The organism is Pandoraea sp. (assembly GCF_041919235.1).
In the GTDB taxonomy this organism is placed as follows: Bacteria; Pseudomonadota; Gammaproteobacteria; order Burkholderiales; family Burkholderiaceae; genus Pandoraea.
The window spans coordinates 1-23,046 of sequence record NZ_JAYRUC010000013.1 but is presented as its reverse complement, the minus strand read 5'-3'; the positions used below and the strand labels follow the sequence as shown (position 1 = coordinate 23,046).

General features: G+C 64.0%; 23 protein-coding genes. 16 read left to right on the top strand and 7 right to left on the bottom strand.

Annotated elements, in window-relative coordinates:
- Window positions 1-62 precede the first annotated feature (62 nt).
- From ACE3UG_RS12105 to ribD, 4 genes are all read left to right on the top strand, one after another.
- Entirely contained in the window at window positions 63-677 is a 615-nt protein-coding gene (locus tag ACE3UG_RS12105) for a LemA family protein (RefSeq protein ID WP_374624166.1), read from the top strand.
- Window positions 678-861: 184 nt separating this feature from the next.
- Complete coding sequence (locus tag ACE3UG_RS12100; protein ID WP_374624395.1) at window positions 862-1,692, top strand: YgcG family protein; 831 nt, start codon at window positions 862-864, stop codon at window positions 1,690-1,692.
- A complete protein-coding gene (locus ACE3UG_RS12095; RefSeq protein WP_374624163.1) occupies window positions 1,692-2,237 on the top strand; it encodes a TPM domain-containing protein in 546 nt (181 codons plus the stop codon). Before ACE3UG_RS12100 ends, ACE3UG_RS12095 begins: the two co-directional genes overlap by 1 nt.
- A 6-nt stretch (window positions 2,238-2,243) precedes the next feature.
- Window positions 2,244-3,341 (top strand): bifunctional diaminohydroxyphosphoribosylaminopyrimidine deaminase/5-amino-6-(5-phosphoribosylamino)uracil reductase RibD, encoded by a 1,098-nt coding sequence (gene ribD, locus ACE3UG_RS12090; protein WP_374624160.1) that lies wholly within the window; start codon window positions 2,244-2,246, stop codon window positions 3,339-3,341.
- Window positions 3,342-3,497: 156 nt separating this feature from the next.
- Here the strand turns inward: ribD and ACE3UG_RS12085 are convergent, their stop codons facing one another.
- The 3 genes from ACE3UG_RS12085 to ACE3UG_RS12075 are packed head-to-tail and all read right to left on the bottom strand — an operon-like array spanning window position 3,498 to window position 5,295.
- Window positions 3,498-4,259, bottom strand: a complete 762-nt coding sequence (locus ACE3UG_RS12085) for a 2-keto-4-pentenoate hydratase (RefSeq protein ID WP_374624157.1) — start codon at window positions 4,257-4,259, stop codon at window positions 3,498-3,500.
- On the bottom strand, window positions 4,256-5,086 hold the full coding sequence (locus ACE3UG_RS12080) for a 2-keto-4-pentenoate hydratase (RefSeq protein ID WP_374624154.1): 831 nt from the start codon (window positions 5,084-5,086) through the stop codon (window positions 4,256-4,258). Before ACE3UG_RS12080 ends, ACE3UG_RS12085 begins: the two co-directional genes overlap by 4 nt.
- Complete coding sequence (locus ACE3UG_RS12075; RefSeq protein WP_374624151.1) at window positions 5,086-5,295, bottom strand: tautomerase family protein; 210 nt, start codon at window positions 5,293-5,295, stop codon at window positions 5,086-5,088. Before ACE3UG_RS12075 ends, ACE3UG_RS12080 begins: the two co-directional genes overlap by 1 nt.
- A gap of 148 nt (window positions 5,296-5,443) precedes the next feature.
- On the opposite strand from ACE3UG_RS12075, the gene ACE3UG_RS12070 reads away from it, so the two are divergent.
- The 6 genes from ACE3UG_RS12070 to ACE3UG_RS12045 all read left to right on the top strand — a co-directional run bounded on the left by ACE3UG_RS12070 (window position 5,444) and on the right by ACE3UG_RS12045 (window position 11,666).
- Window positions 5,444-6,349 (top strand): LysR substrate-binding domain-containing protein, encoded by a 906-nt coding sequence (locus ACE3UG_RS12070; protein ID WP_374624148.1) that lies wholly within the window; start codon window positions 5,444-5,446, stop codon window positions 6,347-6,349.
- Window positions 6,350-6,775: 426 nt separating this feature from the next.
- Window positions 6,776-7,888, top strand: coding sequence for a branched-chain amino acid ABC transporter substrate-binding protein (locus ACE3UG_RS12065; RefSeq protein WP_374624145.1), 1,113 nt, complete (start codon window positions 6,776-6,778; stop codon window positions 7,886-7,888).
- Between the two features lie 106 nt (window positions 7,889-7,994).
- Entirely contained in the window at window positions 7,995-8,918 is a 924-nt protein-coding gene (livH, locus tag ACE3UG_RS12060) for a high-affinity branched-chain amino acid ABC transporter permease LivH (RefSeq protein ID WP_374624142.1), read from the top strand.
- Between the two features lie 8 nt (window positions 8,919-8,926).
- Window positions 8,927-10,201, top strand: a complete 1,275-nt coding sequence (locus ACE3UG_RS12055) for a high-affinity branched-chain amino acid ABC transporter permease LivM (RefSeq protein WP_374624139.1) — start codon at window positions 8,927-8,929, stop codon at window positions 10,199-10,201.
- Window positions 10,198-10,965, top strand: coding sequence for a high-affinity branched-chain amino acid ABC transporter ATP-binding protein LivG (gene livG / locus ACE3UG_RS12050; protein WP_374624136.1), 768 nt, complete (start codon window positions 10,198-10,200; stop codon window positions 10,963-10,965). The genes ACE3UG_RS12055 and livG overlap by 4 nt, the downstream gene beginning before the upstream one ends.
- Window positions 10,965-11,666, top strand: a complete 702-nt coding sequence (locus ACE3UG_RS12045; RefSeq protein WP_374624133.1) for an ABC transporter ATP-binding protein — start codon at window positions 10,965-10,967, stop codon at window positions 11,664-11,666. The genes livG and ACE3UG_RS12045 overlap by 1 nt, the downstream gene beginning before the upstream one ends.
- A 130-nt stretch (window positions 11,667-11,796) precedes the next feature.
- On the opposite strand, the gene ACE3UG_RS12040 is transcribed toward ACE3UG_RS12045, so the two are convergent.
- Window positions 11,797-12,294 (bottom strand): SRPBCC family protein, encoded by a 498-nt coding sequence (locus ACE3UG_RS12040; protein ID WP_374624130.1) that lies wholly within the window; start codon window positions 12,292-12,294, stop codon window positions 11,797-11,799.
- 2 nt (window positions 12,295-12,296) lie between these two features.
- Window positions 12,297-12,629, bottom strand: coding sequence for an ArsR/SmtB family transcription factor (locus ACE3UG_RS12035; RefSeq protein WP_374624127.1), 333 nt, complete (start codon window positions 12,627-12,629; stop codon window positions 12,297-12,299).
- A 239-nt stretch (window positions 12,630-12,868) separates the two neighbouring features.
- Here ACE3UG_RS12035 and ribBA point away from each other — a divergent pair, with 239 nt between their 5' ends.
- From ribBA to ACE3UG_RS12015, 4 genes are all read left to right on the top strand, one after another.
- The gene (gene ribBA / locus ACE3UG_RS12030) at window positions 12,869-13,990 is read left to right on the top strand and encodes a bifunctional 3,4-dihydroxy-2-butanone-4-phosphate synthase/GTP cyclohydrolase II (protein WP_374624124.1); all 1,122 of its coding nucleotides are present in this window, start codon (window positions 12,869-12,871) and stop codon (window positions 13,988-13,990) included.
- A gap of 131 nt (window positions 13,991-14,121) precedes the next feature.
- Window positions 14,122-14,637, top strand: coding sequence for a 6,7-dimethyl-8-ribityllumazine synthase (gene ribH / locus ACE3UG_RS12025; protein ID WP_374624121.1), 516 nt, complete (start codon window positions 14,122-14,124; stop codon window positions 14,635-14,637).
- Window positions 14,637-15,089 (top strand): transcription antitermination factor NusB, encoded by a 453-nt coding sequence (gene nusB, locus ACE3UG_RS12020; RefSeq protein WP_374624118.1) that lies wholly within the window; start codon window positions 14,637-14,639, stop codon window positions 15,087-15,089. The genes ribH and nusB overlap by 1 nt, the downstream gene beginning before the upstream one ends.
- Window positions 15,090-15,322: 233 nt before the next feature.
- A complete protein-coding gene (locus tag ACE3UG_RS12015; protein WP_374624115.1) occupies window positions 15,323-16,528 on the top strand; it encodes a pyridoxal phosphate-dependent aminotransferase in 1,206 nt (401 codons plus the stop codon).
- A gap of 178 nt (window positions 16,529-16,706) precedes the next feature.
- On the opposite strand, the gene ACE3UG_RS12010 is transcribed toward ACE3UG_RS12015, so the two are convergent.
- Window positions 16,707-17,693 (bottom strand): transglycosylase SLT domain-containing protein, encoded by a 987-nt coding sequence (locus tag ACE3UG_RS12010; protein WP_374624111.1) that lies wholly within the window; start codon window positions 17,691-17,693, stop codon window positions 16,707-16,709.
- A 640-nt stretch (window positions 17,694-18,333) separates the two neighbouring features.
- On the opposite strand from ACE3UG_RS12010, the gene ACE3UG_RS12005 reads away from it, so the two are divergent.
- The gene (locus ACE3UG_RS12005; RefSeq protein WP_374624108.1) at window positions 18,334-19,884 is read left to right on the top strand and encodes a UbiD family decarboxylase; all 1,551 of its coding nucleotides are present in this window, start codon (window positions 18,334-18,336) and stop codon (window positions 19,882-19,884) included.
- A 611-nt stretch (window positions 19,885-20,495) separates the two neighbouring features.
- A complete protein-coding gene (locus ACE3UG_RS12000; RefSeq protein ID WP_374624105.1) occupies window positions 20,496-22,112 on the top strand; it encodes an APC family permease in 1,617 nt (538 codons plus the stop codon).
- Window positions 22,113-22,224: 112 nt separating this feature from the next.
- On the opposite strand, the gene ACE3UG_RS11995 is transcribed toward ACE3UG_RS12000, so the two are convergent.
- Window positions 22,225-23,046, bottom strand: an 822-nt coding sequence (locus tag ACE3UG_RS11995) for a diguanylate cyclase domain-containing protein (protein WP_374624102.1), incomplete at its 5' end; no start/stop codon positions are given.

The window sequence follows — 23,046 nt, the reverse complement described above, 5'->3', positions numbered from 1 at the left end:
GACTTCGCATTAGTAGCGAGTCGGATCGACTCGTCTGGCCTTACATAACAAGGAGAAACACCATGCAAATGCTGCTGCCGACCAAGCTCCGTCAATCGTTTGTGCGCTGGCTGGCGCTCGGGCTGCTCACGTCGATGCTGTCCGCCTGCGGATACAACCAGATTCAGGTCAAGGACGAAGCGGTCAAGGCGGCCTGGAGCGAAGTCGTCAACCAATACCAGCGACGTGCCGATCTGGTGCCGAATCTGGTCAATACGGTCAAGGGCTATGCCTCGCATGAGCAATCGACGCTGACCGAGGTCATCAACGCCCGCGCGAAGGCCACGAGCATCACGGTCACGCCGGAGACGCTCAACGACCCCGAAGCATTCAAGCGCTTCCAGCAAGCCCAGGGCGAGCTCTCGGGGGCGCTCTCGCGCCTGATGGCCGTCTCGGAGAATTACCCGAACCTGAAGGCCGACGGCCTGTTCCGCGACCTGCAATCGCAGCTCGAAGGCACCGAAAACCGTATCGCCGTGGCGCGCAATCGTTTCATTCAGTCGGTGCAGGACTACAACGTGTACGTGCGCCAGTTCCCGAACAATCTGACGGCGAAGATGTTCGGTTACGGGCCGAAGCCGAACTTCACGGTCGAGAACGAGAAGGCCATTTCGACCGCGCCGGCCGTCAAATTCTGAGGATCGGGTCATGGCTGCCATCTCTGCTGACGCTGCCGTCTCGACAAGCGGCGAGGGGCTGCCGCTCCCTTCGACGACGGACGGCGTGAGCGGCAACGCCGCACGCGTCTCCCCCCGCAGCCGGCCCGCGCGCATGCCATGGTCGCCATGGGTGCTCTGGGCACGTTGGGCGCTCTGTGCACTGATGCTGGCCTGGGTGGGCTGCCTGGCGTTGCCGGCCGGGGCCGAGGAGCGAGTGGCCGTGCCCGCGCTGAGCGCGCGGGTGACCGATCTGACCGGCACGCTCACCCCCGAGCAGCGCAACGCGCTCGAGACACAACTCGCGCAATACGAACAGCAGCGCGGCAGTCAGATCTTCATTCTGATGGTGCCGAGCACGGCCCCCGAGACCATCGACCAGTACAGCATTCGCGTCGCCGACGCCTGGAAGGCCGGCCGCAAAGGCGTGGACGACGGCGTCATCGTCCTCATCGCGAAGAACAATCCTAACGATTTGCGCAAGATGCGCATCGAAGTCGGACGCGGTGTGCAGGGCTCGCTGACCGACGCCATCTCCGGGCGAATCCTGCGCGACGTAATGGCGCCGTACTTCCGCAGCGGCGACTTCTTCGGCGGTCTGGCGGCGGGCGTCGCGGCAATTCAGGCAGCGATGAACAATGAGGCGCTGCCCGCCCCGAACCTGCCGTCGACGCGCGCCCCCCATTCCCAGCTCTCCGATTTTCTGCCACTGCTCTTCATCGTCTTCATTATTGCGATGGTGGTCGTCATGGAGAGCCGCCGACGCTTCAGCGGCCCGGGGCTGCCGGGTGCGGCAGCCGCCGACCCGCGCTCGCGCGTGCTCACCGGACAACGAGGCCGCATCGGGGCCGGTGCCTTCGGCGCGGGTCTCGGCGGCGGCCTGGGCGGCTGGGGACGTAACGACGGCGGGGGTTTCGGCGACGGGGGCGGCGGCGGCGGTTTCGGCGGCGGCGGGGGTGGCGGATTTGACGGCGGCGGTTCGTCGGGGAACTGGTGATGGCGATGACACATGACGACATCGAGATGCAACTGAAGCCGCACGACGTGTCGCGCTGGCTGCGTCATTTCGGCACCTGGCGCGCGCACGCGCGATGGCTTTTCCCGGAGAAAGCGCTGAACGCGCTCGAAGCCTCGATCCGCGATTCGGAGACCGAGCACCGCTGCGAGATCCGTTTGGTGATCGAAGCCGCCATGCCGCTTGCGGCCGTATGGCGTGGGCAAACCTGCCGTCAACGCGCCGTTCATCTGTTTCGCCATCTCGGCGTGGCTCATACGAGCGAGCGCACGGGCATACTCCTGTATATCAACATCGCCGATCACGATATCGAGCTGATCGCCGACAAGGGCGTCGATGCGCTGGTGTCTACCCGCACATGGGACACCGTCGTGGCGCAGATGAGCGCCGGTTTTCGTGACGAACGTTATGTCCAGAGCGTGCTCGACGCGCTGGACACCCTGCGCGGCATTGCGCGCGAATCCCTGCCGGCCCACGCCGGCGCAGCGCCGGACAATGCCTTGACCGACCGGCCGCTGATGATGTGACGTCTCATGTTTTCGGAACAGGATTTTGCCTACATGCGCCGCGCGCTGGCGCTCGCCGAGCGCGCGATGTTCACCACCACGCCGAATCCACGCGTCGGCTGCCTGATCGTGCAGGACGGCCGTGTCATCGGTGAGGGCTTCACGCAGCCCGCCGGTCAGGATCACGCCGAAGTACAGGCCATGAACGACGCGCGCTCGCGTGGCGAGTCGATGCGCGGCGCCACCGCCTACGTCACACTCGAGCCGTGCAGCCACTATGGCCGCACCCCGCCGTGCGCGAAGGCACTCGTCGAAGCGGGCGTGAAACGCGTGATCGCCGCCATGGAAGACCCGAACCCGCTCGTGGCCGGGCGTGGCTTCACGATGCTGCGCAGCGCCGGTATCGAAGTGCGCTGCGGACTGCTGGAGCAGGAGGCGCGCGAGATGAACATCGGGTTTGTCGCCCGCATGACGCGCGGCACGCCATGGGTGCGCATGAAGGTGGCGGCCAGCCTCGACGGCAAGACGGCCCTCAACAATGGCACGAGTCAATGGATCACCGGCCCGGCCGCACGCGCCGACGGCCATGCGTGGCGCGCCCGCGCATGCGCCATTCTCACCGGCATCGGCACGGTGCGCGAGGATGATCCGGCCCTCACGGTGCGCGAGGTCGAGACGACACGTCAGCCCCTGCGCATCGTCGTCGATTCGCGTCTGGACATTGCCCCCACCGCGCGCGTGCTCGCAAACGGCAACGCGCTCGTGGTCTGCGCGAACGGCGATCCGGTTCGCACGGCGCGTCTGCGCGACCTGGGCGTCGAGGTGCTCGATCTGCCCAATCCGAACGGCAAGGTCGAATTGCCCTCGCTGCTGCGCACCCTTGGCGAGCGCCAGCTCAACGAAGTTCACGTGGAAGCGGGCTACAAGCTCAACGGCTCACTGCTGCGCGAGCACTGCGTCGACGAGCTGCTGACCTATCTCGCGCCGTGCATCGTCGGCGACGCGCAAGGCATGTTCCATCTGCCCGCGCTCACGTCGCTCGACGACAAGCTCGCGCTCACCTTCACCGACGTACGCATGATCGACGGCGACCTGCGGATAAGCGCACGCTTCAGGCGCAACTGATCCAGGGTCGCGAGGCTTGCGGCAAAAAAAGCGGGGCGTACCCTTGGGTGCACCCCGCTTTTTCCAAGCTCTTCCAAGCTCTTCCAAGCTCTTCCAAGTTCTTCCAAATTTCTCCAAGGGCGGACAGCGCCGCCCTCGTCAATGCGTTCGACGCGCTCAGACGTGGAAGCCCACGCGACCGAGCGACTCCATCTCCACCGATACGTACTGCCCCGGCTGGATGTACTCGGCCGGCGTGGCGCCGCCCGCCATTACGATCCAGCCGGCTTGCAGCGGCTCGCCCGCCGCCGCCGACAGACGCGCCGCCGCGACCAGCGAGCGCAGCGGATGCCCGAGCAGCGCCGCGCTCGACCCCACCTGCACGGTGCGGCCGTTGATCGTCATCGCCAGTCCGAGATTCGAGAAGTCGATATGCGGATCGTGCCAGGCACCGATCACGAAGCCACTCGACGACGCATTATCGGCAATCACTTCCGGCAGCGTGAACTTGAAGTCCTTGTAGCGCGAATCGATGATCTCGATGGCCGGCGCAATCGCTTCGACCGCCGCGAGCGCCTGCGGGCCCGTGACATGGCCGTCGAGCGGGCGCTTCAGGATGAACGCGATTTCCGGCTCGACGCGCGGATGAACATACCGGCTGAAGTCGAGGGTCGTGCCCTCTTCGACCTGCATGCCGGACGTGAGGCGCCCCCAGATCACGTCGGACAGCCCCATCTGAATCATCTTCGCCCGGCTCGTGAAGCCCATCTTCACGCCGACGCGCGTCTCGCCGCGTTCGGCTCGACGAGCGAGCGATGCGGCCTGAATGGCATAAGCGTCGTCGAGCGACAGCCGATTGTCGGTGTCGAACTGCGCAATCTCGTGCGCGAAGTGCGCCGCGTCGTCAAGCCGCTTGGCATAGTCTTGAATGGGGTTCATCGTGCCGCCTCGCTAACGGGTTCGAACACGGCGCGGACCGAGCCCAGGCCGTTGATGCGGGTCTCGAAGATGTCGCCGGGCGTTACTGCGACCATCGGGCCAAGCGCGCCCGAGAGCACCAGATCGCCGGCCTTGAGCGGCGTGCCCACGGCGGCCATCGTGCGGGCGAGCCACACCACGGCGTTGATGGGGCTGCCCAGACAGGCCGCGCCTGCCCCCACGGAGACCGGCTCGCCGCGACGCTCCATGACCATGCCGCACATGCGCACGTCGAATTCGGCAAGCGTCTTCGGCGTGTTGCCGATCACGTACGCCGACGACGACGCGTTATCCGCGATCGTGTCGGTAATGCGGATATTCCAGTCGGCCACGCGGCTGCCCACGATCTCCAACGCGGGCAACGCGTAGTCGATGGCGTTGACGACGTCGAGCTGGCCCGGATTGTCCATATTCAGATCACGCCCGATGACAAAGGCGATCTCGGCCTCGATCTTCGCTTGCGTCAGGATCGAGGCCGGAATCGGTTCGCCGTCGCCATAGCCCATGTCGTCGAACAGCATGCCGAAATCGGGTTGATCGACGCCAAGCTGCTTCTGCACGGCGACCGACGTCAAGCCGATCTTGCAGCCGACGATGCGGCGCCCGGCGGCGAGACGCCGCTCGGTGTTGATCTGCTGAATGGCATACGCATCGTCGATGGTCAGTGGCGCGAACGTGTCGCGCAGCGGGGCGATAAACCGATGTGAGCGCTCGGCTTCGAGCAGCGCGTCGGCGGCCTGCTGCAAACGCGCCTGCGCCGCGGCGTCGCGGGGTGAGCCTGCGGCCATCACGTCCCCGCCTTCGCCGGCGCAGCCGGCTCATCCTTGGTGCGCTCGCCCACGGCCCAATGCGCGGCCGGTACCTGCGTCGCATACACGCGGATCGATTCGAGCGGCGCGCCGAGCGTCTCGTGCACGGTGCGCGCGACGGCCTTCACGCAAGCCTTCACGGTGGCGTCGTCGCGCCCCTCCACCAAATTGATATGTACGATTGGCATGATGCTGTCCCCTGAAAATGCCGAAAGAATGCCGAACAAATGCCTTCGTGGCCAATGATGCGCGCGCCACGAGATACCGTCCAATACCGAATTTCCAGTTTCCGATACTATTTCGGTATTGCGTTATCGCACCCGGACGGCGGCTTCCATGGACATCAAGCAAATGCGGTACTTTCTCGCCGTGGCGCAGGAAGGTCATTTCGGGCGGGCAGCGGCGCGGCTGAACATGGCGCAGCCACCGCTCACCCGTCACATCCACACCCTCGAGGCCCAGTTGGGCACGCCGCTGTTCGTGCGCACGCCCAAGGGGGCCACGCTGACCGCCGCCGGGCAGACGCTGCTCGCCGAGGTGCCGAATATCCTGTCGCTCGCGCGACGTGCCGAAGAACAAACGCGACTCGCGGGCGAAGGCCATATCGGACGACTCGATGTAGGCATCTTCAGCTCGGGCATTCTCAACGTCATTCCCAGGCTGCTGGCGAGCTTTCATACCGATCGCCCCGAAGTCAAGATCGGTCTGCACAACCTGTCTAAGACGGAACAGATTGCGGCGCTGCGCGAGCGACGCATTGCCATCGGCTTCAATCGCCTGATTCCGGACGAACCCGATATCGTCGTCGACTGGATTCATCGCGAACCGTTTCTCGTGGCGCTCTACGAAGGACATCCGCTATGCAAGCGCGCCGCGCTCACGCTGGCCGATCTCGATAACGAGCGGATGATCCTCTACCCGAACGCGCCGGTGCCGGGACTCGCCGAAGAAGTGATCGCCGCATTTCGTGCCGAGGGCCTGACGTTGCGCGTGGAACAGGAGGTCGAGGACGTGGTGACGTCGATCGCGCTCGTGGCGAGCCGCTTCGGCGTTTGCGTGACGACCGAGTCGGCGGCGAACCTGCGCCTGCCCGGCGTGGTGTACCGGCCACTGAAATCGTCGCGTCTGCGCTCGATCGAACTGAACTGCATGTACCGGCGCGACGACAATTCCCCGATTCTCGCGGCCTTTCTCACACTGATCCGACGCTCGCGCAACCGGCGCAACGCACCGACGATGTAGCGCGTCAGCATCGCCGACGGTCGTCCCGATCGGACGCAACGTGTCGCAACGCGTCGCAACTGAATTTCAACGAACGATGGATTGCATCCGGATTATCCGGATCGGCAATTGGTTACCGCGCATCGATCCGACCTGGATCTACCGAATTGAATCCTCACTTCCGCGCGCTCAAATCTGCGTAGCACTACGGACAATTTCTGTGACGACTCTTATTTTTTAAGCCTCAATCCAAGCGAATCCTTTATCCACGCTGCCTTCATCGATCACCCTTGATGTCCATTTAAATTGGACTCCGTATTACGCTACCATTTTTGTTCGTTCATGCCGCCCATGTCGTGAACGAATCAATGCCGACGAGATCGAGCGGTCGATCGAGACCGCTACACGTCCGGGTAGTCAAAAATACAAATCAAGGAGATGTTCAGAATGGAGTTCCGCCATCAATCCCTGTTCGTTGCCACTGCGCTCGCCTTCATCGGAACGGCGGTCCACGCCGAGACGGTCAAGATCGCCATCGCCGCGCCGTTCAGCGGCTCGGTCGCCCAATATGGCGACATGGTCAAGGCCGGTGCGCTGACCGCCATCGAGGAAATCAACGCGGCGGGCGGTGTCAACGGCAACACGCTGGAAGCCGTCATGATGGACGACGCATGCGAGCCGAAGCAGGCCGTCGCCGTAGCCAACAAAATCGTCAGCCGGAAGATCGGGTATGTGATTGGCCACGTGTGCTCGGGCTCGACGATCCCGGCATCGGACATCTATGAGAACGAGGGCGTTGTGATGATTACGCCTTCGGCGACAGCACCGCAACTGACGCAAGGCAAGAAGCGTCACTTCATCTTCCGCACCATCGGCCGCGACGATCAGCAAGGGCCGGCCGCCGCGCAGTACATCATCAATAGGGTCAAACCGAAGAAAATTGCCGTGCTGCACGACAAGCAGTCGTACGGCCAGGGTATCGCCACTTCGGTAAAGAAGGACCTCGACGCGGCCAGGATCCCGGTCGTGCTGTTCGAAGGGATCAATGCCGGCGATGCGGACTACTCTGCCGTCATCACCAAGCTCAAGGCGCAGGGCGTGGATTTCGTGTACTTCGGCGGCTATCACCCGGAAATGGGCCTGCTGCTGCGACAGGCGCGCGAACAAGGCGTGAAGGCCACCTTCATGGGGCCGGAAGGCGTGGGCAACAAGGACGTGACGGCCATCGCCGGCCCCGCATCGGAAGGCATGCTTGTCACGCTGCCCGCCGACTTCGCGGCCGATCCGGCCAACGCCAAACTGATGAAGGCCTTCGCCACGGCCAAGCGCGATCCGAACGGTCCGTTCCAGATGCCCGCCTACACGGGCGTGCAACTCATCGCCAAGAGCATTGCCGGCGCGAAGAGCACCGACCCGGAAGCGGTCGCCAACTACCTCCACGCCAACACGTTCGACACGCCGATCGGCAAGGTCGCGTACGACAAGGCCGGCGATCTGAAGTCGTTCAAGTTCGTGGTCTACACCTGGCACAAAGACGCCACCAAGACTGCCGCCAACTGATTCCCTGACGCTTTTCCGGCCAGCGAATCTCCCTGCCACCCGCCGATGACATGGCGGGTGGCAGGGAGATTCGCGCTCGGCCCCCGCGCGTCGCGAGGCTTCCCGCATGAACGAATTCTTCCCACAGCTTGTCCAGCAATGGGTCAATGGCCTGACGCTGGGCGCGATCTACGCGTTGATCGCCATCGGCTACACCATGGTCTACGGCATCATCGGCATGATCAACTTCGCCCACGGCGAGATCTACATGATCGGCGCTTATGTCGGGCTGATCGCACTCACGTCCATCGGCACGGCCGCCGGGTATCCCTTGCCGCTCGTGCTCGGCGCCGCGCTGCTGGCATCGGTGCTGATCACGGGCCTGTACGGCTTCGCGATCGAGCGCGTGGCGTATCGCCCGCTGCGCGGCGGGCCGCGCCTCGGTCCGCTGATCTCTGCGATCGGCATGTCCATCTTTCTGCAGAACTACGTACAGATCGGTCAGGGCGCGCGCGATGTGTCCGTCCCCCTGCTGATCGCCGGCGCCATCGATATTCCGATGGGCGACTTCACCGTGACCATTCCCTATGCGCGCATGCTGATCGTCGGTGTGACGGTCGCGCTGATGATCCTGCTCACGCTGTTCATCGCCAACTCGCGCATCGGCCGCGCCTGCCGCGCCTGCGCCGAGGACATGCGCATGGCCAACCTGCTCGGCATCGACACAAATCGGGTGATCTCGTGCACGTTCGTGCTCGGCGCCATGCTCGCGGCCGTCGGTGGCGTGCTGATCGGCCTGACCATTGGCAAGCTCAACCCGTACATCGGCTTCATCGCCGGCATCAAGGCCTTCACGGCGGCAGTGCTCGGCGGCATCGGCAGCATTCCCGGCGCCATGCTGGGCGGCGTGCTGCTGGGGCTCGCAGAGACGCTCGCCTCGGGCTACATGCCCTCCGAGTACAAAGACATCGTGGCGTTCTGCCTGCTGGTGCTGGTGCTGCTGTTTCGCCCGACCGGCCTGCTGGGCAAGCCCGACGTCGAGAAAGTCTGAGGTCGACCATGCCACAACAACTCACACTCAAGTCCGGTGCCGCCACCCGCGCCCCCGCCGCCGAAACGCTCAAGAGCGCGGTGATCGCCGCGCTCGTGACGATCGTGCTCACAGCCCCCGTTCTCGGCCTGCAACTGAAGCTCGACGGCTATCACGTAGTGGTTGAACAACACTGGCGCCCCGTCTGGATCGCCGCCGTCGTCGTCTTCGTCTTCCAGATGGCCAAGCCGCTGCTGCTGCGCTCGAAGCATGCCGTGAAGCTGCCTGGCCTGCCCGTCATGCGGCGGCGTCAACACATGAGCGCTATGTGGATGCTGCTTGCCATCGGGCTCGTGTGGCCGTTCGTCGGCTCACGCGGCGCGGTAGACGTGGCGACGCTCGCGCTCATCTACTGTGTGCTCGGCCTCGGCCTGAACATTGTGGTGGGCTTCGCCGGCCTGCTCGATCTGGGCTACGTCGGCTTCTACGCGGTGGGCGGCTATACCTATGCACTGCTCAACCAGTACTTCGGACTGACGTTCTGGGAATGCCTGCCGATTGCCGCGCTCATGTCGGCCACGTTCGGCTTCCTGCTCGGCTTCCCGGTGCTGCGTCTGCGGGGCGACTACCTGGCCATCGTGACACTCGGCTTCGGTGAGATCATCCGCCTGCTGCTCAACAACCTGACCGACCTCACTGGGGGGCCCGACGGCGTCTCGGGCATTCCGAAGCCCGGCGTGTTCGGCTTCGAAATGGCGCGCTCGTCGAGTGTCGAAGGCGCGAGAACGTTCCACGAACTGATCGGGCTGCCGTACAGCGGCGCGCACATGGTGATCTATCTCTATCTGCTCGCGTTTGCGCTGGTCGGCTTCACGCTGTTCGTCACGCGCCGCCTGATTCGCATGCCGATCGGCCGCGCCTGGGAAGCCCTGCGCGAAGACGAGATCGCGTGCCGCTCGCTCGGCCTGAACCCCACACGCGTCAAGCTCTCTGCATTCACGCTCGGGGCCTCGTTCGCCGGTCTCGCCGGCGCGTTCTTTGCGGCGCGTCAGGGGCTGGTCACGCCCGAATCGTTCACGTTCATCGAATCGGCACTCATCCTCGCCGTGGTGGTGCTCGGCGGCATGGGCTCACAGATCGGCGTGATGCTCGCAGCCATTCTGCTCACGATCCTGCCGGAAGTCGCGCGCGACTTTGCGGAATACCGCATGCTGATCTTCGGTCTGGTGATGGTGTTGATGATGATGTGGCGCCCCCAGGGTTTGTTACCCGCGACCCGCCCGCACGTGGAGTTGCCGCAATGAGTGAAGCGCTCTTGAAACTCTCCGGCCTGCAGATGCGCTTCGGCGGCTTGCTCGCCGTCGACGGCGTCGAATTCGACGTCCGCAAACACGAAGTCTTCGCGATCATCGGCCCGAACAGCGCAGGCAAGACGACCGTCTTCAATTGCGTTGGCGGCTTCTATCGCCCGACGGGCGGCGCGATCACGCTCGACGGCGACGACATCACCGGTCTGCCGAGCCACAGGGTGGCGCGACGCGGTCTCGTGCGCACATTCCAGAACATCCGTCTGTTCCGTCAGTTGACGGTCGTGGAGAACCTGCTCGTCGCGCAGCATCTGCGCGTGCACAGCGGCTTTCTGCAAGGGCTCTTCTCGACGGGCGGATTCCGTCGCGCCGAACACGCCGCGCTTGAGCGCGCCAAGGTCTGGCTCGACCGGCTGGGTCTGACGGCCGTCGCGAATCGCGAGGCCGGCACGCTTTCATACGGGCACCAGCGACGCCTCGAAATCGCGCGCTGCATGATCACCGAGCCACGTCTTCTCATGCTCGACGAACCGGCCGCCGGCCTGAATCCGCAAGAGAAGGTCGAGTTGCAGCAACTCGTCGACAATCTTCGTCGCGAGTTCGGCATCTCGGTGCTGCTCATCGAGCACGACATGCGTCTCGTCATGGGGGTTTCGGACCGGATTCTCGTGATGGAGCACGGCAGACCGATCATGACCGGCAAGCCCGACGAGGTGCGCAACGATCCGCGCGTCATCAAGGCCTACCTCGGGGAGGAATAATGCTGAAGCTGGAACAGATCCATACCCGCTACAGGGCCGTCGAGGCGCTCTCTGGCGTGTCGATCGAAGTGAACAAGGGCGAGATCGTCGCGCTCATCGGCAGCAACGGCGCGGGCAAGACCACGTTGATGATGACCGTGTGCGGCACGCCTCGCGCGTCGAGCGGACGTGTGACGTTCGAAGGCCGCGATATTACCGGCTGCCCCACCCACGACATCATGCGCATGGGCCTGGCGATTTCGCCGGAAGGCCGCCGGGTGTTTCCAAGCCTGACGGTAATCGAGAATCTGAAGATGGGCGGATTCTTTTTGTCCAGCGACGAGATCGACGCCGGCATCGACCACGTCTTCGGTCTCTTTCCAAGACTCGCGCAGCGCGGCAGGCAGCGGGCAGGCACGATGTCAGGCGGCGAGCAGCAGATGCTCGCCATTGGGCGGGCACTGATGAGCCGTCCGCGCCTGCTGCTGCTCGACGAACCGACGCTCGGTCTGGCGCCGCTCGTGATCGCGCAGATCTTCGACATCATCCGGGCCATTCGGGAAGAAGGTGTCACCGTGTTTCTGGTCGAGCAAAACGCGAACAAGGCGCTGCATGTCGCCGATCGAGGTTATGTGCTTGAGACCGGCCGCGTCGTGCTCGCCGATTCTGCCGCGAATCTGCTCGCCAACGACGACATCAAGCGCGCGTATCTCGGCGCCTGATGGCGCGCGCTGCGATGCCACGCGTCCCAGCGCGCCGTGAAACGCAAAAGGGGAAGCGCCGCCCGGCACATCCCCTTTTTTCAAACTGCGGCAACGCCGTGCCGAGCGCCGTCCATCGTTGCGCCTCGGCTCACTTCATCAGGTCGACCAGTTGATCGAGCGCCTTGCCCCAGCCGTCATGGAAGCCCATGGCCTCGTGTTGCGCACGCGTCGCTTCGTCGCCGTGAATGGCAATCGCGGTGTAGCGCGTGCCTTTGCCTTGCGATTCCATCAATACGGCTGCCGTGAACAGGAAGCCGCCATGCTCGGCGACCGGTGCAGGCGCCGGACGGAACCCCGGCAAAACGGCATTCGTCCACACGAGCCGCGCGTTTTCAACCACTTCAAGGTAACACCCGACGTTCGGAAACTGCTGCCCTTCCGGTGAACGCATGACCGTGCGAAACAAGCCGCCCGGACGCAGGTCGATCTCGCATTCGACCGTCTGCCACGGTGCGGGCGTAAACCACTTCTTGAGATGCGCCGGTTGCGTCCACGCAGCCCACACGCGCTCGCACGGCACATCGACGTAACGCTCGAGCACCAGATCCAGTGCCGGATCGATCGAGAAAAGATTGGGTCGACTCATGCTCACGTCTCCTTCATCTGCAACAGGTAGTGATCCAGTTGGTCGAGGCGGCGCGTCCACTGGTCGCGCTGCCCCTGGAGCCAATCCTGCGCCCCCGAGAGCGCCTCGGCTTCCAGCGCATAGGTCCGCACACGCCCCGTCTTGCGGGAAACGACAAGGCCGCAGCCCTCCAGGACACGCAGATGCTGCGCGAACGACGGCAATGCCATCGAAAACGGATGCGCCAGTTCGCTCACGGACGCGGGACCGAGCGCCAGACGCTCGACGACCGCGCGACGCGTGGGGTCAGAGAGCGCCTGAAAAATCCGATCGAGCGGCGTGGATGCGTTAGTCATGCCACCGACTATAGAGGCCCCAATTACTTAGGTCAATACCTTTGTATTGCGGATTTTCCGAAACCGATCGCTCAGGCCATGCATTCCCCGTGGCGATTCTTCCGCGTGCCGAATCGGACAGCGGCTGAACTGCCCGTGCCGGCGAATTTTCCGGCGCGTTCGCCGTGAGATTCGGGCGCAGCCGCACACCGGCTTGGCGTAGAATAGAGCCTTTCCAAATTCAGTCCCGCGTTGTCGCTATGCCGTTGGCCACTACAGAAGAAATCATTGCCGAGCTAAAGGCCGGCCGCATGGTTGTCCTCGTCGACGAGGAAGATCGTGAGAACGAAGGCGATCTGGTCATGGCGGCCGAGTTCGCGACGCCCGAAGCCATCAACTTCATGGCCAAGTATGGCCGCGGCCTGATTTGCCTCACCCTCACGCAGGCGCGCTGCAAGCAGCTCAACCTGCCGCTGATGACCTATCGCAACGGTACGCAGTACGGCACCGCGTTTACGCTGTCGATCGAAGCGGCCGAGGGCGTCACCACGGGCATCTCGGCGGCAGATCGCGCTCACACGGTTCAGACGGCCATTTCGCGCGACGCGCGCCCGGAAGATATCGTGCAGCCGGGACACGTGTTCCCGATCATGGCGCAGCCCGGCGGCGTGCTGGTGCGCGCAGGTCACACGGAGGCCGGTTGCGACCTGACGGCGATGGCCGGTCTCACGCCGGCGGCCGTCATCTGCGAGATCATGAACGACGACGGCACGATGGCACGCCTGCCGCAGTTGCTGGCGTTCGCTGAGCAGCACGGTATCAAGATCGGCACGATCGTCGATCTCATCCACTATCGCAGCCGCACCGAATCGATGATCGAGACGGTCGCGACACGCGAAATGCAAACGGCCTGGGGGCCGTTTCAGGCGACGCTGTATCGTGACAAGCCGAGCGGCAGTCCGCACCTGGCGCTCGTGCGCGGCGTACCCACGCCGGCCGACGAGACGCTCGTGCGCGTGCACGAGCCGCTCTCGGTGCTCGACCTGCTCGAGACCGGCGTGTCCACGCACTCCTGGACGCTCGCCGGTGCGATTCAGGCGATTGCCGAGGCGGGCAAAGGCGTGGTCGTGCTGCTGAACTGCGTGGAAACGCCCGAGCACCTGTTCAATCAATTCGAAGCCCTCGACGAAACCGAGAAGGCTGCGCGCGCCAAGCGCCGCCCGGTAGACTTCCGCACGCACGGCGTGGGCGCGCAGATCCTGCGCGAACTGGGCGTCGGTAAAATGCGCGTGCTCTCGAGCCCGCGAAAGATTCCCAACATGGCAGGCTATGGCCTTGAAGTGACGGGGTTCCAACCGATGCCTGGCGCGGACGTCGCCTGAGTATTCTGATATCGATACCTTGCCGCCCGGTCGCGGCGAGGCATCACCCTGCCGTGCATCGCCTGTCTTGGGCGTGCCGGCGCAACGTTGGCCGCACCGCCTGGACGGTACTTTTTTAGAGGAAGCCCATTATGGACATCGGACAATACCAGCCGGAACTCGACGGTGAAGGCCTGCGCGTGGGCATTGTGCAGGCACGATTCAACGACGCCGTGTGCACGGCACTGCGCGCTGCCACCGTGGCCGAACTCGACCGCCTCGGCGTGGAAGGCGAAGATGTGTTGCTCGTGACGGTGCCCGGTGCGCTGGAGATCCCGCTGGCATTGCAAAAGCTGGCCGAGAGCGGCCAGTTCGACGCCCTCATCGCGCTCGGCGCGGTGATCCGCGGCGAGACCTATCACTTTGAGCTGGTCTCGAACGAGAGCGGAGCCGGCATCACGCGTATCGGTCTCGATTTCGGTATTCCCATCGCGAATGCGGTGCTCACGACCGAGAACGACGAACAGGCCGAAGCGCGCGCCGCCGAAAAGGGTCGCGACGCGGCCCGTGTGGCGGTCGAAATGGCCAATCTGCTCGAAGCCATCGACATGCTCAGCGGCGACGACGGATCGGATGAAGACGAAGACGAAGAAGAGGAAGATCGGTAATGAAGAGTGCTCGCCGCCGCGCGCGCGAATTTGCGCTGCAAGGTTTGTATCAATGGCTGCTCTCGCGCGACCACGCGGGTGAGATCGATGCACACCTGCGCACCACCCCCGGCTACGACAAGGCCGACCGTGCTCACCTGGATGCCCTGCTGCACGGCAGCATCCGTGAGGCGGACGCCTTGTCGCAGCAACTCCAGCCGTACCTGGACCGTCCAGCGGCCGAACTGTCGCCGGTCGAGCACGGGGTGCTCGTCATCGGCGCCTACGAACTGATTCACCACATGGACATTCCGTACCGTGTGGTCATCAACGAGGCTGTCGAACTTGCCAAGACCTTTGGCGGCGTCGAAGGCTTCCGCTACGTGAACGGCGTTCTCGACAAGTTTGCGGCAGAAGTGCGGCCGGACGAAGTCGCGGCGAATCGTCATGGCAACCGCGGCAAAAGCGCCTGACGCTGCGCACGGCATCACAGGTCTCGCAGGTCTCGCCGCCTGATGCTACCTGGTGCTGCCGAATGAGGAACGAACGGGGCCACCACCTGCCCCGTACCTCATAACTTCGCACGCTCCGCCCAACCCGCCCAACGCCCGCAACTCGCCCGCAACCCGCCGGAACCCGCCCAATCGCCCAACCGCCCGCCCATCTTTCCCTCCCCGCCCTTCTCCTTTCCGTCCCCCCCGACACCATGGACCGCACGCCCGACCTCACCCCCGCCAAGCTGACACTGGCGCAACGCGTCGATGACATTGCCCCGTTTCACGTGATGGAGCTGGCCAAACAGGCCGCGCTGCGTGAAAAAGCGGGACATCGCGTGATTCACATGGGCATCGGCGAACCGGATTTCACCGCCCCCGAGGCGGTGATTGAAGCGGCGGTGAAAGCCATGCGCGATGGGCGGACGCAATACACGGGGGCGATGGGTATCCCGGCTCTGCGCGAAGCCATCGCCGGTTACTACCACAGCTTTTACGGCGTGAACGTCGATCCGTCGCGCATTGTCGTGACGGCCGGCGCATCGGCAGCACTCGTGCTGGCCTGCGCGGCGCTCGTTGGCGTCGGCGACGAAGTGCTGATGCCGGATCCGTGCTATCCCTGCAATCGTCACTTTGTCTCGACCTTTGACGGCAAGCCCGTTTTGATCCCGTCGGGACCGGCCGAGCGCTTCCAGCTCACAGCCGAGCGCATCGAGTCCCACTGGGGACCCGCGACGAAAGGGGTGTTGCTCGCCTCGCCGTCGAATCCGACAGGCACGTCCATCGAGACCGAAGAACTCGCGCGTATCGTGAAGACCGTGCGTGCGCGGGGTGGCTTCACCCTCGTCGACGAGATCTATCAGGGACTCTCCTACGATGGCAAGCCCACAACGGCGCTTACCTTCGGCGAAGACGTTCTGGTCGTGAGCAGCTTCTCCAAGTACTTCAATATGACCGGCTGGCGCCTCGGATGGCTGGTCGTGCCGCCGTCGATGGTGCCGACGTTCGAGAAGCTCGCGCAGAATTTGTTCATCTGCCCGTCTGCGGTGGCGCAACATGCGGCGACGGCCTGTTTCCTGCCAGAGACGCTGGCCATCTTCGAGGCTCGCAAGGACGCGTTTCGCGAACGCCGCGACTACATCGTGCCGGCCCTCGAACGCCTGGGCTTTCGGGTACCGGTGATGCCTGACGGCGCGTTTTACGTCTACGCGGATTGCACTGGCGTCGCCCATCCGGATGCCGCCGACAGCGACCGCCTCACACAGTCTCTCCTGCAGCAGGCAGATGTCGTGCTCGTACCGGGGCTCGACTTCGGTTTTGCCGAGCCACGTCGATACATTCGCTTGTCGTACGCCACGTCGCTCGAACAATTGCACGAGGCGATGGACCGGATCGAAAAGGTGTTCGCCGGGGGCTAAGTCACCCGGCGGCCGAGCGAATGCCCGTAGGAAAACAAAAAACCCATCGAATTGCTTCGATGGGTTTTTTGTTGGCGGCGCATTCGCCCTTCTATATAGAGAGGGGAAACATCGCACGCCGGGGATTGACCCGAAGGCGATGCGCCGGCCGAGGCGCATCGTCGGGAAGGTCAGCCGATCAGGCAGCGGTGCTGTCGTCGGCTTCGAGCGGCTTGGCGACTGCGGCTGCCTTGCCCGCCGACGTCGACGCGGCCGGCGTGGACAGCGAATCCGTCGATTCGTCCGACTTGCCCGCAGCGACCGGCTTCGCCACCGGCTTGGCCGAGCTGACGATCACCGGCGCTTGCGGCGCATTCGGCGAGACCTTGTGGCCCATGGCGACACTCCGCAGACGATCACGCTCTGCAAGAACCTTCGCGCCATAACCGCCATCGCCTGCGCTGGTGGACCCGACGTATCGACGCAGACCGCCCGCGAGCGAGCCTCCGCGTGCAATGCATTCCTTCAGGATCAGCGCGCCCACCTTGATGTTGGCCAGCGGGTGCAGCGCCGCCTCGGGGCCGCCGAAATACTCAAGCTTGTCCCGGTGCACCTTCGACATGACCTGCATGAGGCCTTGCGCGCCGACCGTGCTTTCGGCATACGGGTTGAAGCCCGATTCGATCGCCATCACCGCGAGGAGCAGCAGCGGATCGAGTCCGACTTCCTTGCCGGTCGAGTAGGCAGCCCTCACCAGATTGCCCGTCACGTCACCGGCCACGCGATAGCGGCGCGCCAGATAGTCGGCCACGGCCACTTGCTCGCGCGAGTCCAACGCCTTGGTCGCACGCGCGTCGGCGGCCACCCGTTGATTCGGAATATAAGCGGCGAGAACCGCAGCCGAAGGCACATGCTGTGCCGCTTGTGCCATCATCGACGCGTCGGACGGCGAACTCGGTGCGAGCATGTCGCCCTCGGGGCCCTGGGCGGCTGCATTGGCCGAACCCGTGGCTGCCTCGAGCAGCGGACCCACGTGTGACGCGAGATCTGCACGCCACGCCGGCCGTGCCCACAGCGCCAGCGTACCGACTACGGCAACCAAACCGACTGCACTCGACGTATAAAGTCCGACACGACCGCCGTGCCAGGCGAGGCGACGCCAATCGCGGCGCGCCGTGGCTACCATTGCCGCACTCCGCGTACGAAGCGCACGCATTGCGGCCGGTAGCCAGGGTGATAAACCAGACTTCTTCATACCACGTACTCCGGTTACGCCGTCACCACGGGGTGGCCCCGGGGCGTATGGAAATGAGCCGGGATGCCCGCCAGGCATTCCGTGAAGTGCTCATTTACGGCATATGGAACAAGGCGGTGCATCGTGTTTGTCATTGACGATGCCGTTACCGCCGCAGCGCGCCGACCTGTCCAGGTATCCGGCGCTGACGAGCTATCGCTCGCGCTGCTTCCTAAAACACTGGCTTCCCGACCTCGGTGAGAAAACCAGCCACTGAAAATCCACGTCGATGTTGTAGTTGTCGCTAAGCTTGAGCGGGTCGGCCTACCCGTCTTCAAAGCCGCCTTTCTGGATTCAACGGGCGGATTGTAGCAGTGATATATAAACCGTCAATACTATGAACACTCAAAATCATTACTAAAAGTAATTTGTAACAGCGGTTTTGCCGTGACGTTTGAACGTCCTGACCGGTAGAATGCCCTGCTTCACCCCCGCGTTTACAAGGGTGGCACCGCGACTTTCCTGAAATTCAAACGACCGTTTACACCGGTTGTATGAATTTCGTAAAAAATTTTTGGTAACGGTTTGTTTCATGAAATATCTCGATCTTCGTGACTTCACCGCGCAACTGGAGCGATCCGGCCAGCTTCGTCGCGTTGACGTGCCGGTCTCGCCGGTGCTGGAGATGACAGCGCTAGCCGAGCGTGTCCTCAAAGCGGCCGGGCCCGCGCTGTGGTTCGAGCGGCCGACCGGTTACGACATGCCCGTGCTCGCCAATTTGTTTGGCACCCCTGAACGAGTGGCGCTTGGGATGGGTATCGATCAAGGGGAGAATGCCCTCGGATCGCTGCGCGACATCGGCCACCTTCTTTCGACGCTCAAGGAACCCGAACCCCCGCGAGGTCTCAAGGACGCCGGAAAGCTGTTCAGCATGGCCAAGGCCATTTGGGACATGGCGCCCAAGGAGGTCGGCAGTCCAGTGTGTCAGGAGATCGTCTGGGAGGGCGATGATGTCGACCTCGCGCGCCTGCCGATTCAAACCTGCTGGCCCGGCGACGCCGCTCCGCTCATCACGTGGGGGTTGGTCATCACCAAGGGGCCGCATCGCAAGCGCCAGAATCTCGGCATCTACCGGCAGCAGGTCATCGCGCGCAACCAGGTCATCATGCGCTGGCTCGCCCACCGGGGCGGCGCGCTCGACTTCCGCGAGTTCGCGCAGGCAAACCCCGGCAAGCCGTTCCCGATCGCGGTTGCGCTCGGCGCCGATCCGGCGACCATGCTCGGTGCGGTCACGCCCGTGCCCGATACGCTGTCCGAGTATCAGTTCGCTGGCCTGCTGCGCGGCAGCCGCACCGAACTGGCCAAGTGCATTACGCCGGCGCTGTCGTCACTGCGCGTGCCGGCGCGCGCCGAAATCGTGCTCGAGGGCTTCATTTATCCGTCCGAGCAGCCGCCAGCGGTGCCCGTTGGCGCGCCGCCCCCCCCGTCGCGCGGCGCGACGGCGGGATACGCCCACGCGCTCGAAGGCCCGTACGGCGACCACACTGGCTACTACAACGAGCAGGAGTGGTTTCCGGTTTTCACGATCGAGCGCATCACCATGCGCCGCAACGCCGTCTACCACTCCACCTACACCGGCAAACCGCCCGATGAACCGGCCGTGCTCGGCGTGGCGTTGAACGAGGTCTTCGTGCCGCTGTTGCAGAAGCAATTCCCGGAGATCACCGATTTCTACCTGCCACCGGAGGGCTGCAGCTATCGGATGGCCATCGTGCAGATGAAGAAGGCCTATCCGGGGCACGCCAAGCGGGTGATGTTCGGCGTGTGGAGTTTCCTGCGCCAGTTCATGTATACGAAGTTCATCGTCGTGGTCGACGAGGACGTCAACATCCGCGACTGGAAGGAAGTCATCTGGGCCATTACCACGCGCGTCGACCCGACGCGAGACACCACGCTGGTCGACCGTACCCCCATCGACTATCTCGATTTCGCCTCGCCCACGGCAGGACTGGGTTCGAAGATGGGCATCGACGCCACCAACAAATGGCCGGGCGAAACGTCCCGCGAGTGGGGGCGTCCTATTGAAATGACCGCCGACGTCGACGCACGCATGGCTGCTCTATATAAGGAGCTCGGCCTGTAAGACCCGCCGCGCAGCCCGATTGCCACACCCCGGCGGGCGTGTGACGCTCGGTGGCAAGGTGCTGCGTGGCCGCTTCTTCACATGGGCATCGGTCCCGCTGGGCGGCGTCAAGCCATCAGGTCTGCGGCGGGAGGGTTCGACGTGCGGCATCGCACGAGTTCCTTGAGATGAAGTAATTCCGCCTCGCCGGAAGGCGAAAATCATCTGACCCTTTAATATTTTGTAATAGGCACTTTCCCGCATCGAAAACCCGCGTGCTGTCTGGCTTACACGCATGTTGCGTCAATGCTGCCGCACCGAATGCCATCGCGAAAGCGCCACAAAGTCCCACACAGGCGGACCGGCTCGGGTAAAATCGCGCTTTTTTTTCGAACGGCGACTCCGACCCCAATTATGGTGATGCACGCGCGCGCGTGCGTCGTGACGTCGGACACCCGTCGAAATCAGCGAAGCCGATCAACAGACATCGCGCCCGTCAGCGCCGCCCCCGCATCGTCATGCCGCTTGTGACGGTGACCGGCCGGCGGGCCGTTTGTCCGCCCTCGCGCAGCGTACCGCCCCGCCCTCATCGGGACCGGTGCCTGCGCCCCCCGGCGTGGAGAAGACATCAAATGGATAACAACCAACCCCTCATGCGCAACATCGGGCCGTTCGCCCTGATGCTGACCGGTCTCGGCTCGATCATCGGCTCCGGATGGCTGTTCGGCGCCTGGAAAGCCGCCAAGATTGCAGGCCCTGCCGCACTTTTCGCCTGGCTCATCGGCGCCGTCGTCATTCTGGCCATTGCGCTCACCTATGCCGAACTTGGCGCCATGTTCCCCGAGTCGGGCGGCATGGTGCGTTACTCGCGCTATTCGCATGGCAGCCTCGTCGGCTTCATTGCCGCCTGGGCGAATTGGATCGCCATCGTGTCGGTCATCCCCATCGAGGCCGAGGCGTCGATTCAGTACATGAGCACCTGGCCGTATGCATGGGCGCACAACCTGTTCGTCGATGGCACGCTCACCGCGAGCGGCCTCATGCTTTCCGCGCTGCTGGTGATCGTCTACTTCATGCTCAACTACTGGGGCGTGAAACTGTTCGCGCGCGCCAACACCGCCATCACGCTGTTCAAGTTTGCGATCCCGGCGCTCACCATTGCGGGCCTGATGATCGCAGGCTTCCACCCGGGCAACTTCAACTTGCCGGCGCAGGGCGGTTTCGCGCCGAATGGCATGTCGGCCGTATTCACGGCGGTCGCCACGTCGGGCATCGTATTCGCGTTCAACGGCTTCCAGAGCCCGGTGAACCTCGCGGGCGAAGCGCGCGACCCCGGCCGCAGCATTCCGTTCGCGGTTGTCGGCTCGATCCTGCTCGCGACCGTCATCTATCTACTGTTGCAAGTGGCGTACATCGGCGCGCTCTCGCCCGAACAACTGGCCGGCGGCTGGCATGGCGTGAGCTTCAGCTCGCCGTTCGCCGAACTGGCGATCGCGCTTGGTCTGAACTGGCTGGCCATCGTGCTTTATTTCGATGCGTTCCTGAGCCCGAGCGGCACCGGCACCACCTATATGGCCACCACGAGCCGCATGATCTACGCGATGGAGCGTAATCGCACGCTGCCGGCGATCCTCGGCCGCGTGCATCCGCTGTATGGCGTGCCGCGCCCGGCAATGTGGTTCAACCTCGCCATCTCGTTCGTCTTCATGTTCTTCTTCCGAGGCTGGGACTCGCTGGCTGCCGTGATCTCGGTCGCCACCGTGATCTCGTACCTGACGGGCCCCATCAGCGTCATGGCCCTGCGCCGCTCGGCGCCCGAGCTGCATCGGCCGCTTCGTCTGCGCGGTCTGTCGCTGATCGCACCGTTCGCCTTCGTGTGCGCGTCATTGATTCTGTATTGGGCCCGCTGGCCGCTCACCGGCCAGATCATCGTGCTGGTGGTCGTGGCGTTGCCCGTCTACTTCTACTATCAGGCGAAGGACCAATGGCGAGGCTTCGGCCGAGACCTCAAGGCATCGTGGTGGCTGATCGGCTACCTGCCGGCCATGGCGCTCTGCTCGTATGCCGGCAGCAAGGAATTCGGCGGTCTGGGTCTGCTGCCCTACGGCTGGGACATGCTGGTCGTGGCCGCGATGTCGCTCGCCTTCTTTCATTGGGGCGTGAAGGCCGGCTGGCGTACGCCGTACCTTGCCGGCGAGCGCGAAGAAGACGCCGCCAGCATGGAAGGCATGCCCGCGCTCTCACACTGAGCGCCCGAGGTCGCGCCATCGCCGAGTGCCGAGTGCCGAGCAACCCGCCCGGCAGAAGCCCGCCGAAATCCGGCGGGCTTTTTTACGTCGCGTGCGCCGCCCTGCTCCGCTCTCACCGATGTGCGCGGCGCCGCTCGATGAACAAGCTGTTGCCCAGGGCCCGCTTGGCCATCTTCTTCGCTTCGGCGGCCGCAGCCGAGACTTCCAGGTGCGACGGAAAGCTCTCGGGTGTGACCGCCACGACGCCGATCGACAGGCTCGTGATCGGATGAAAGATCACCATGCCGCGACGGTCTTCCGCCTCGAACCCACCCGCGGCAATCTGGTCCGGATGGAAATACTCCGTCACCGCCTCGCCGAAGCGAGTCAGCGCCTCGCGGCAACGCGTCTCCCAATCGGGGCTGCGGAACAAAATCAGGAAGTCGTCGCCGCCGATGTGGCCCAGGAAGTCTCGCTCGGGATTTCGCACCGCCATCAGCACGCGGGCGACCAGTTGAATCAGATCGTCGCCACGCCGGTAGCCGAACACATCGTTGAACGGCTTGAAGTTGTCGAGATCGATATAGCATGCATGGAACGAATGCCGCTCGCCGATCATGCGATCCATATAGTCGTCGATGGGCACGTTGCCCGGCAGCAACGTGAGCGGGTTCGCATACCGTGCCGCGTCGAGCTGCATATCGGTGATATGACGCATGAGCGCATGCCCCTGCGCCACGCCGAAATAGCGTCCCTGGTCCGTCACGATGAAGCCCGCCGCGATTTGCCGGCTGGCGCCTTCGGCAATCATTCGGCTCAGATCCTCCATGCGTGCGCCCTTGTCGAACGTGAGCGGGCGCGGCTCCATCACGGCCGAGCACGGCTTGCGCCCATACAGCTCTCGCGTGAAGGGCCGGGCGAAGCGACCGATGAGCGATGCGCGACCGATCAATCC

Bases quoted from the DNA above. Each gene is read 5' to 3' on its own strand.
- ACE3UG_RS12105 (WP_374624166.1), top strand. From the start codon at position 63: ATGCAAATGCTGCTGCCGACCAAGCTCCGTCAATCGTTTGTGCGCTGG.
- ACE3UG_RS12100 (WP_374624395.1), top strand. From the start codon at position 862: ATGCTGGCCTGGGTGGGCTGCCTGGCGTTGCCGGCCGGGGCCGAGGAG.
- ACE3UG_RS12095 (WP_374624163.1), top strand. From the start codon at position 1,692: ATGGCGATGACACATGACGACATCGAGATGCAACTGAAGCCGCACGAC.
- ribD (WP_374624160.1), top strand. From the start codon at position 2,244: ATGTTTTCGGAACAGGATTTTGCCTACATGCGCCGCGCGCTGGCGCTC.
- ACE3UG_RS12085 (WP_374624157.1), bottom strand. From the start codon at position 4,259: ATGAACCCCATTCAAGACTATGCCAAGCGGCTTGACGACGCGGCGCAC.
- ACE3UG_RS12080 (WP_374624154.1), bottom strand. From the start codon at position 5,086: ATGGCCGCAGGCTCACCCCGCGACGCCGCGGCGCAGGCGCGTTTGCAG.
- ACE3UG_RS12075 (WP_374624151.1), bottom strand. From the start codon at position 5,295: ATGCCAATCGTACATATCAATTTGGTGGAGGGGCGCGACGACGCCACC.
- ACE3UG_RS12070 (WP_374624148.1), top strand. From the start codon at position 5,444: ATGGACATCAAGCAAATGCGGTACTTTCTCGCCGTGGCGCAGGAAGGT.
- ACE3UG_RS12065 (WP_374624145.1), top strand. From the start codon at position 6,776: ATGGAGTTCCGCCATCAATCCCTGTTCGTTGCCACTGCGCTCGCCTTC.
- livH (WP_374624142.1), top strand. From the start codon at position 7,995: ATGAACGAATTCTTCCCACAGCTTGTCCAGCAATGGGTCAATGGCCTG.
- ACE3UG_RS12055 (WP_374624139.1), top strand. From the start codon at position 8,927: ATGCCACAACAACTCACACTCAAGTCCGGTGCCGCCACCCGCGCCCCC.
- livG (WP_374624136.1), top strand. From the start codon at position 10,198: ATGAGTGAAGCGCTCTTGAAACTCTCCGGCCTGCAGATGCGCTTCGGC.
- ACE3UG_RS12045 (WP_374624133.1), top strand. From the start codon at position 10,965: ATGCTGAAGCTGGAACAGATCCATACCCGCTACAGGGCCGTCGAGGCG.
- ACE3UG_RS12040 (WP_374624130.1), bottom strand. From the start codon at position 12,294: ATGAGTCGACCCAATCTTTTCTCGATCGATCCGGCACTGGATCTGGTG.
- ACE3UG_RS12035 (WP_374624127.1), bottom strand. From the start codon at position 12,629: ATGACTAACGCATCCACGCCGCTCGATCGGATTTTTCAGGCGCTCTCT.
- ribBA (WP_374624124.1), top strand. From the start codon at position 12,869: ATGCCGTTGGCCACTACAGAAGAAATCATTGCCGAGCTAAAGGCCGGC.
- ribH (WP_374624121.1), top strand. From the start codon at position 14,122: ATGGACATCGGACAATACCAGCCGGAACTCGACGGTGAAGGCCTGCGC.
- nusB (WP_374624118.1), top strand. From the start codon at position 14,637: ATGAAGAGTGCTCGCCGCCGCGCGCGCGAATTTGCGCTGCAAGGTTTG.
- ACE3UG_RS12015 (WP_374624115.1), top strand. From the start codon at position 15,323: ATGGACCGCACGCCCGACCTCACCCCCGCCAAGCTGACACTGGCGCAA.
- ACE3UG_RS12010 (WP_374624111.1), bottom strand. From the start codon at position 17,693: ATGGTAGCCACGGCGCGCCGCGATTGGCGTCGCCTCGCCTGGCACGGC.
- ACE3UG_RS12005 (WP_374624108.1), top strand. From the start codon at position 18,334: ATGAAATATCTCGATCTTCGTGACTTCACCGCGCAACTGGAGCGATCC.
- ACE3UG_RS12000 (WP_374624105.1), top strand. From the start codon at position 20,496: ATGGATAACAACCAACCCCTCATGCGCAACATCGGGCCGTTCGCCCTG.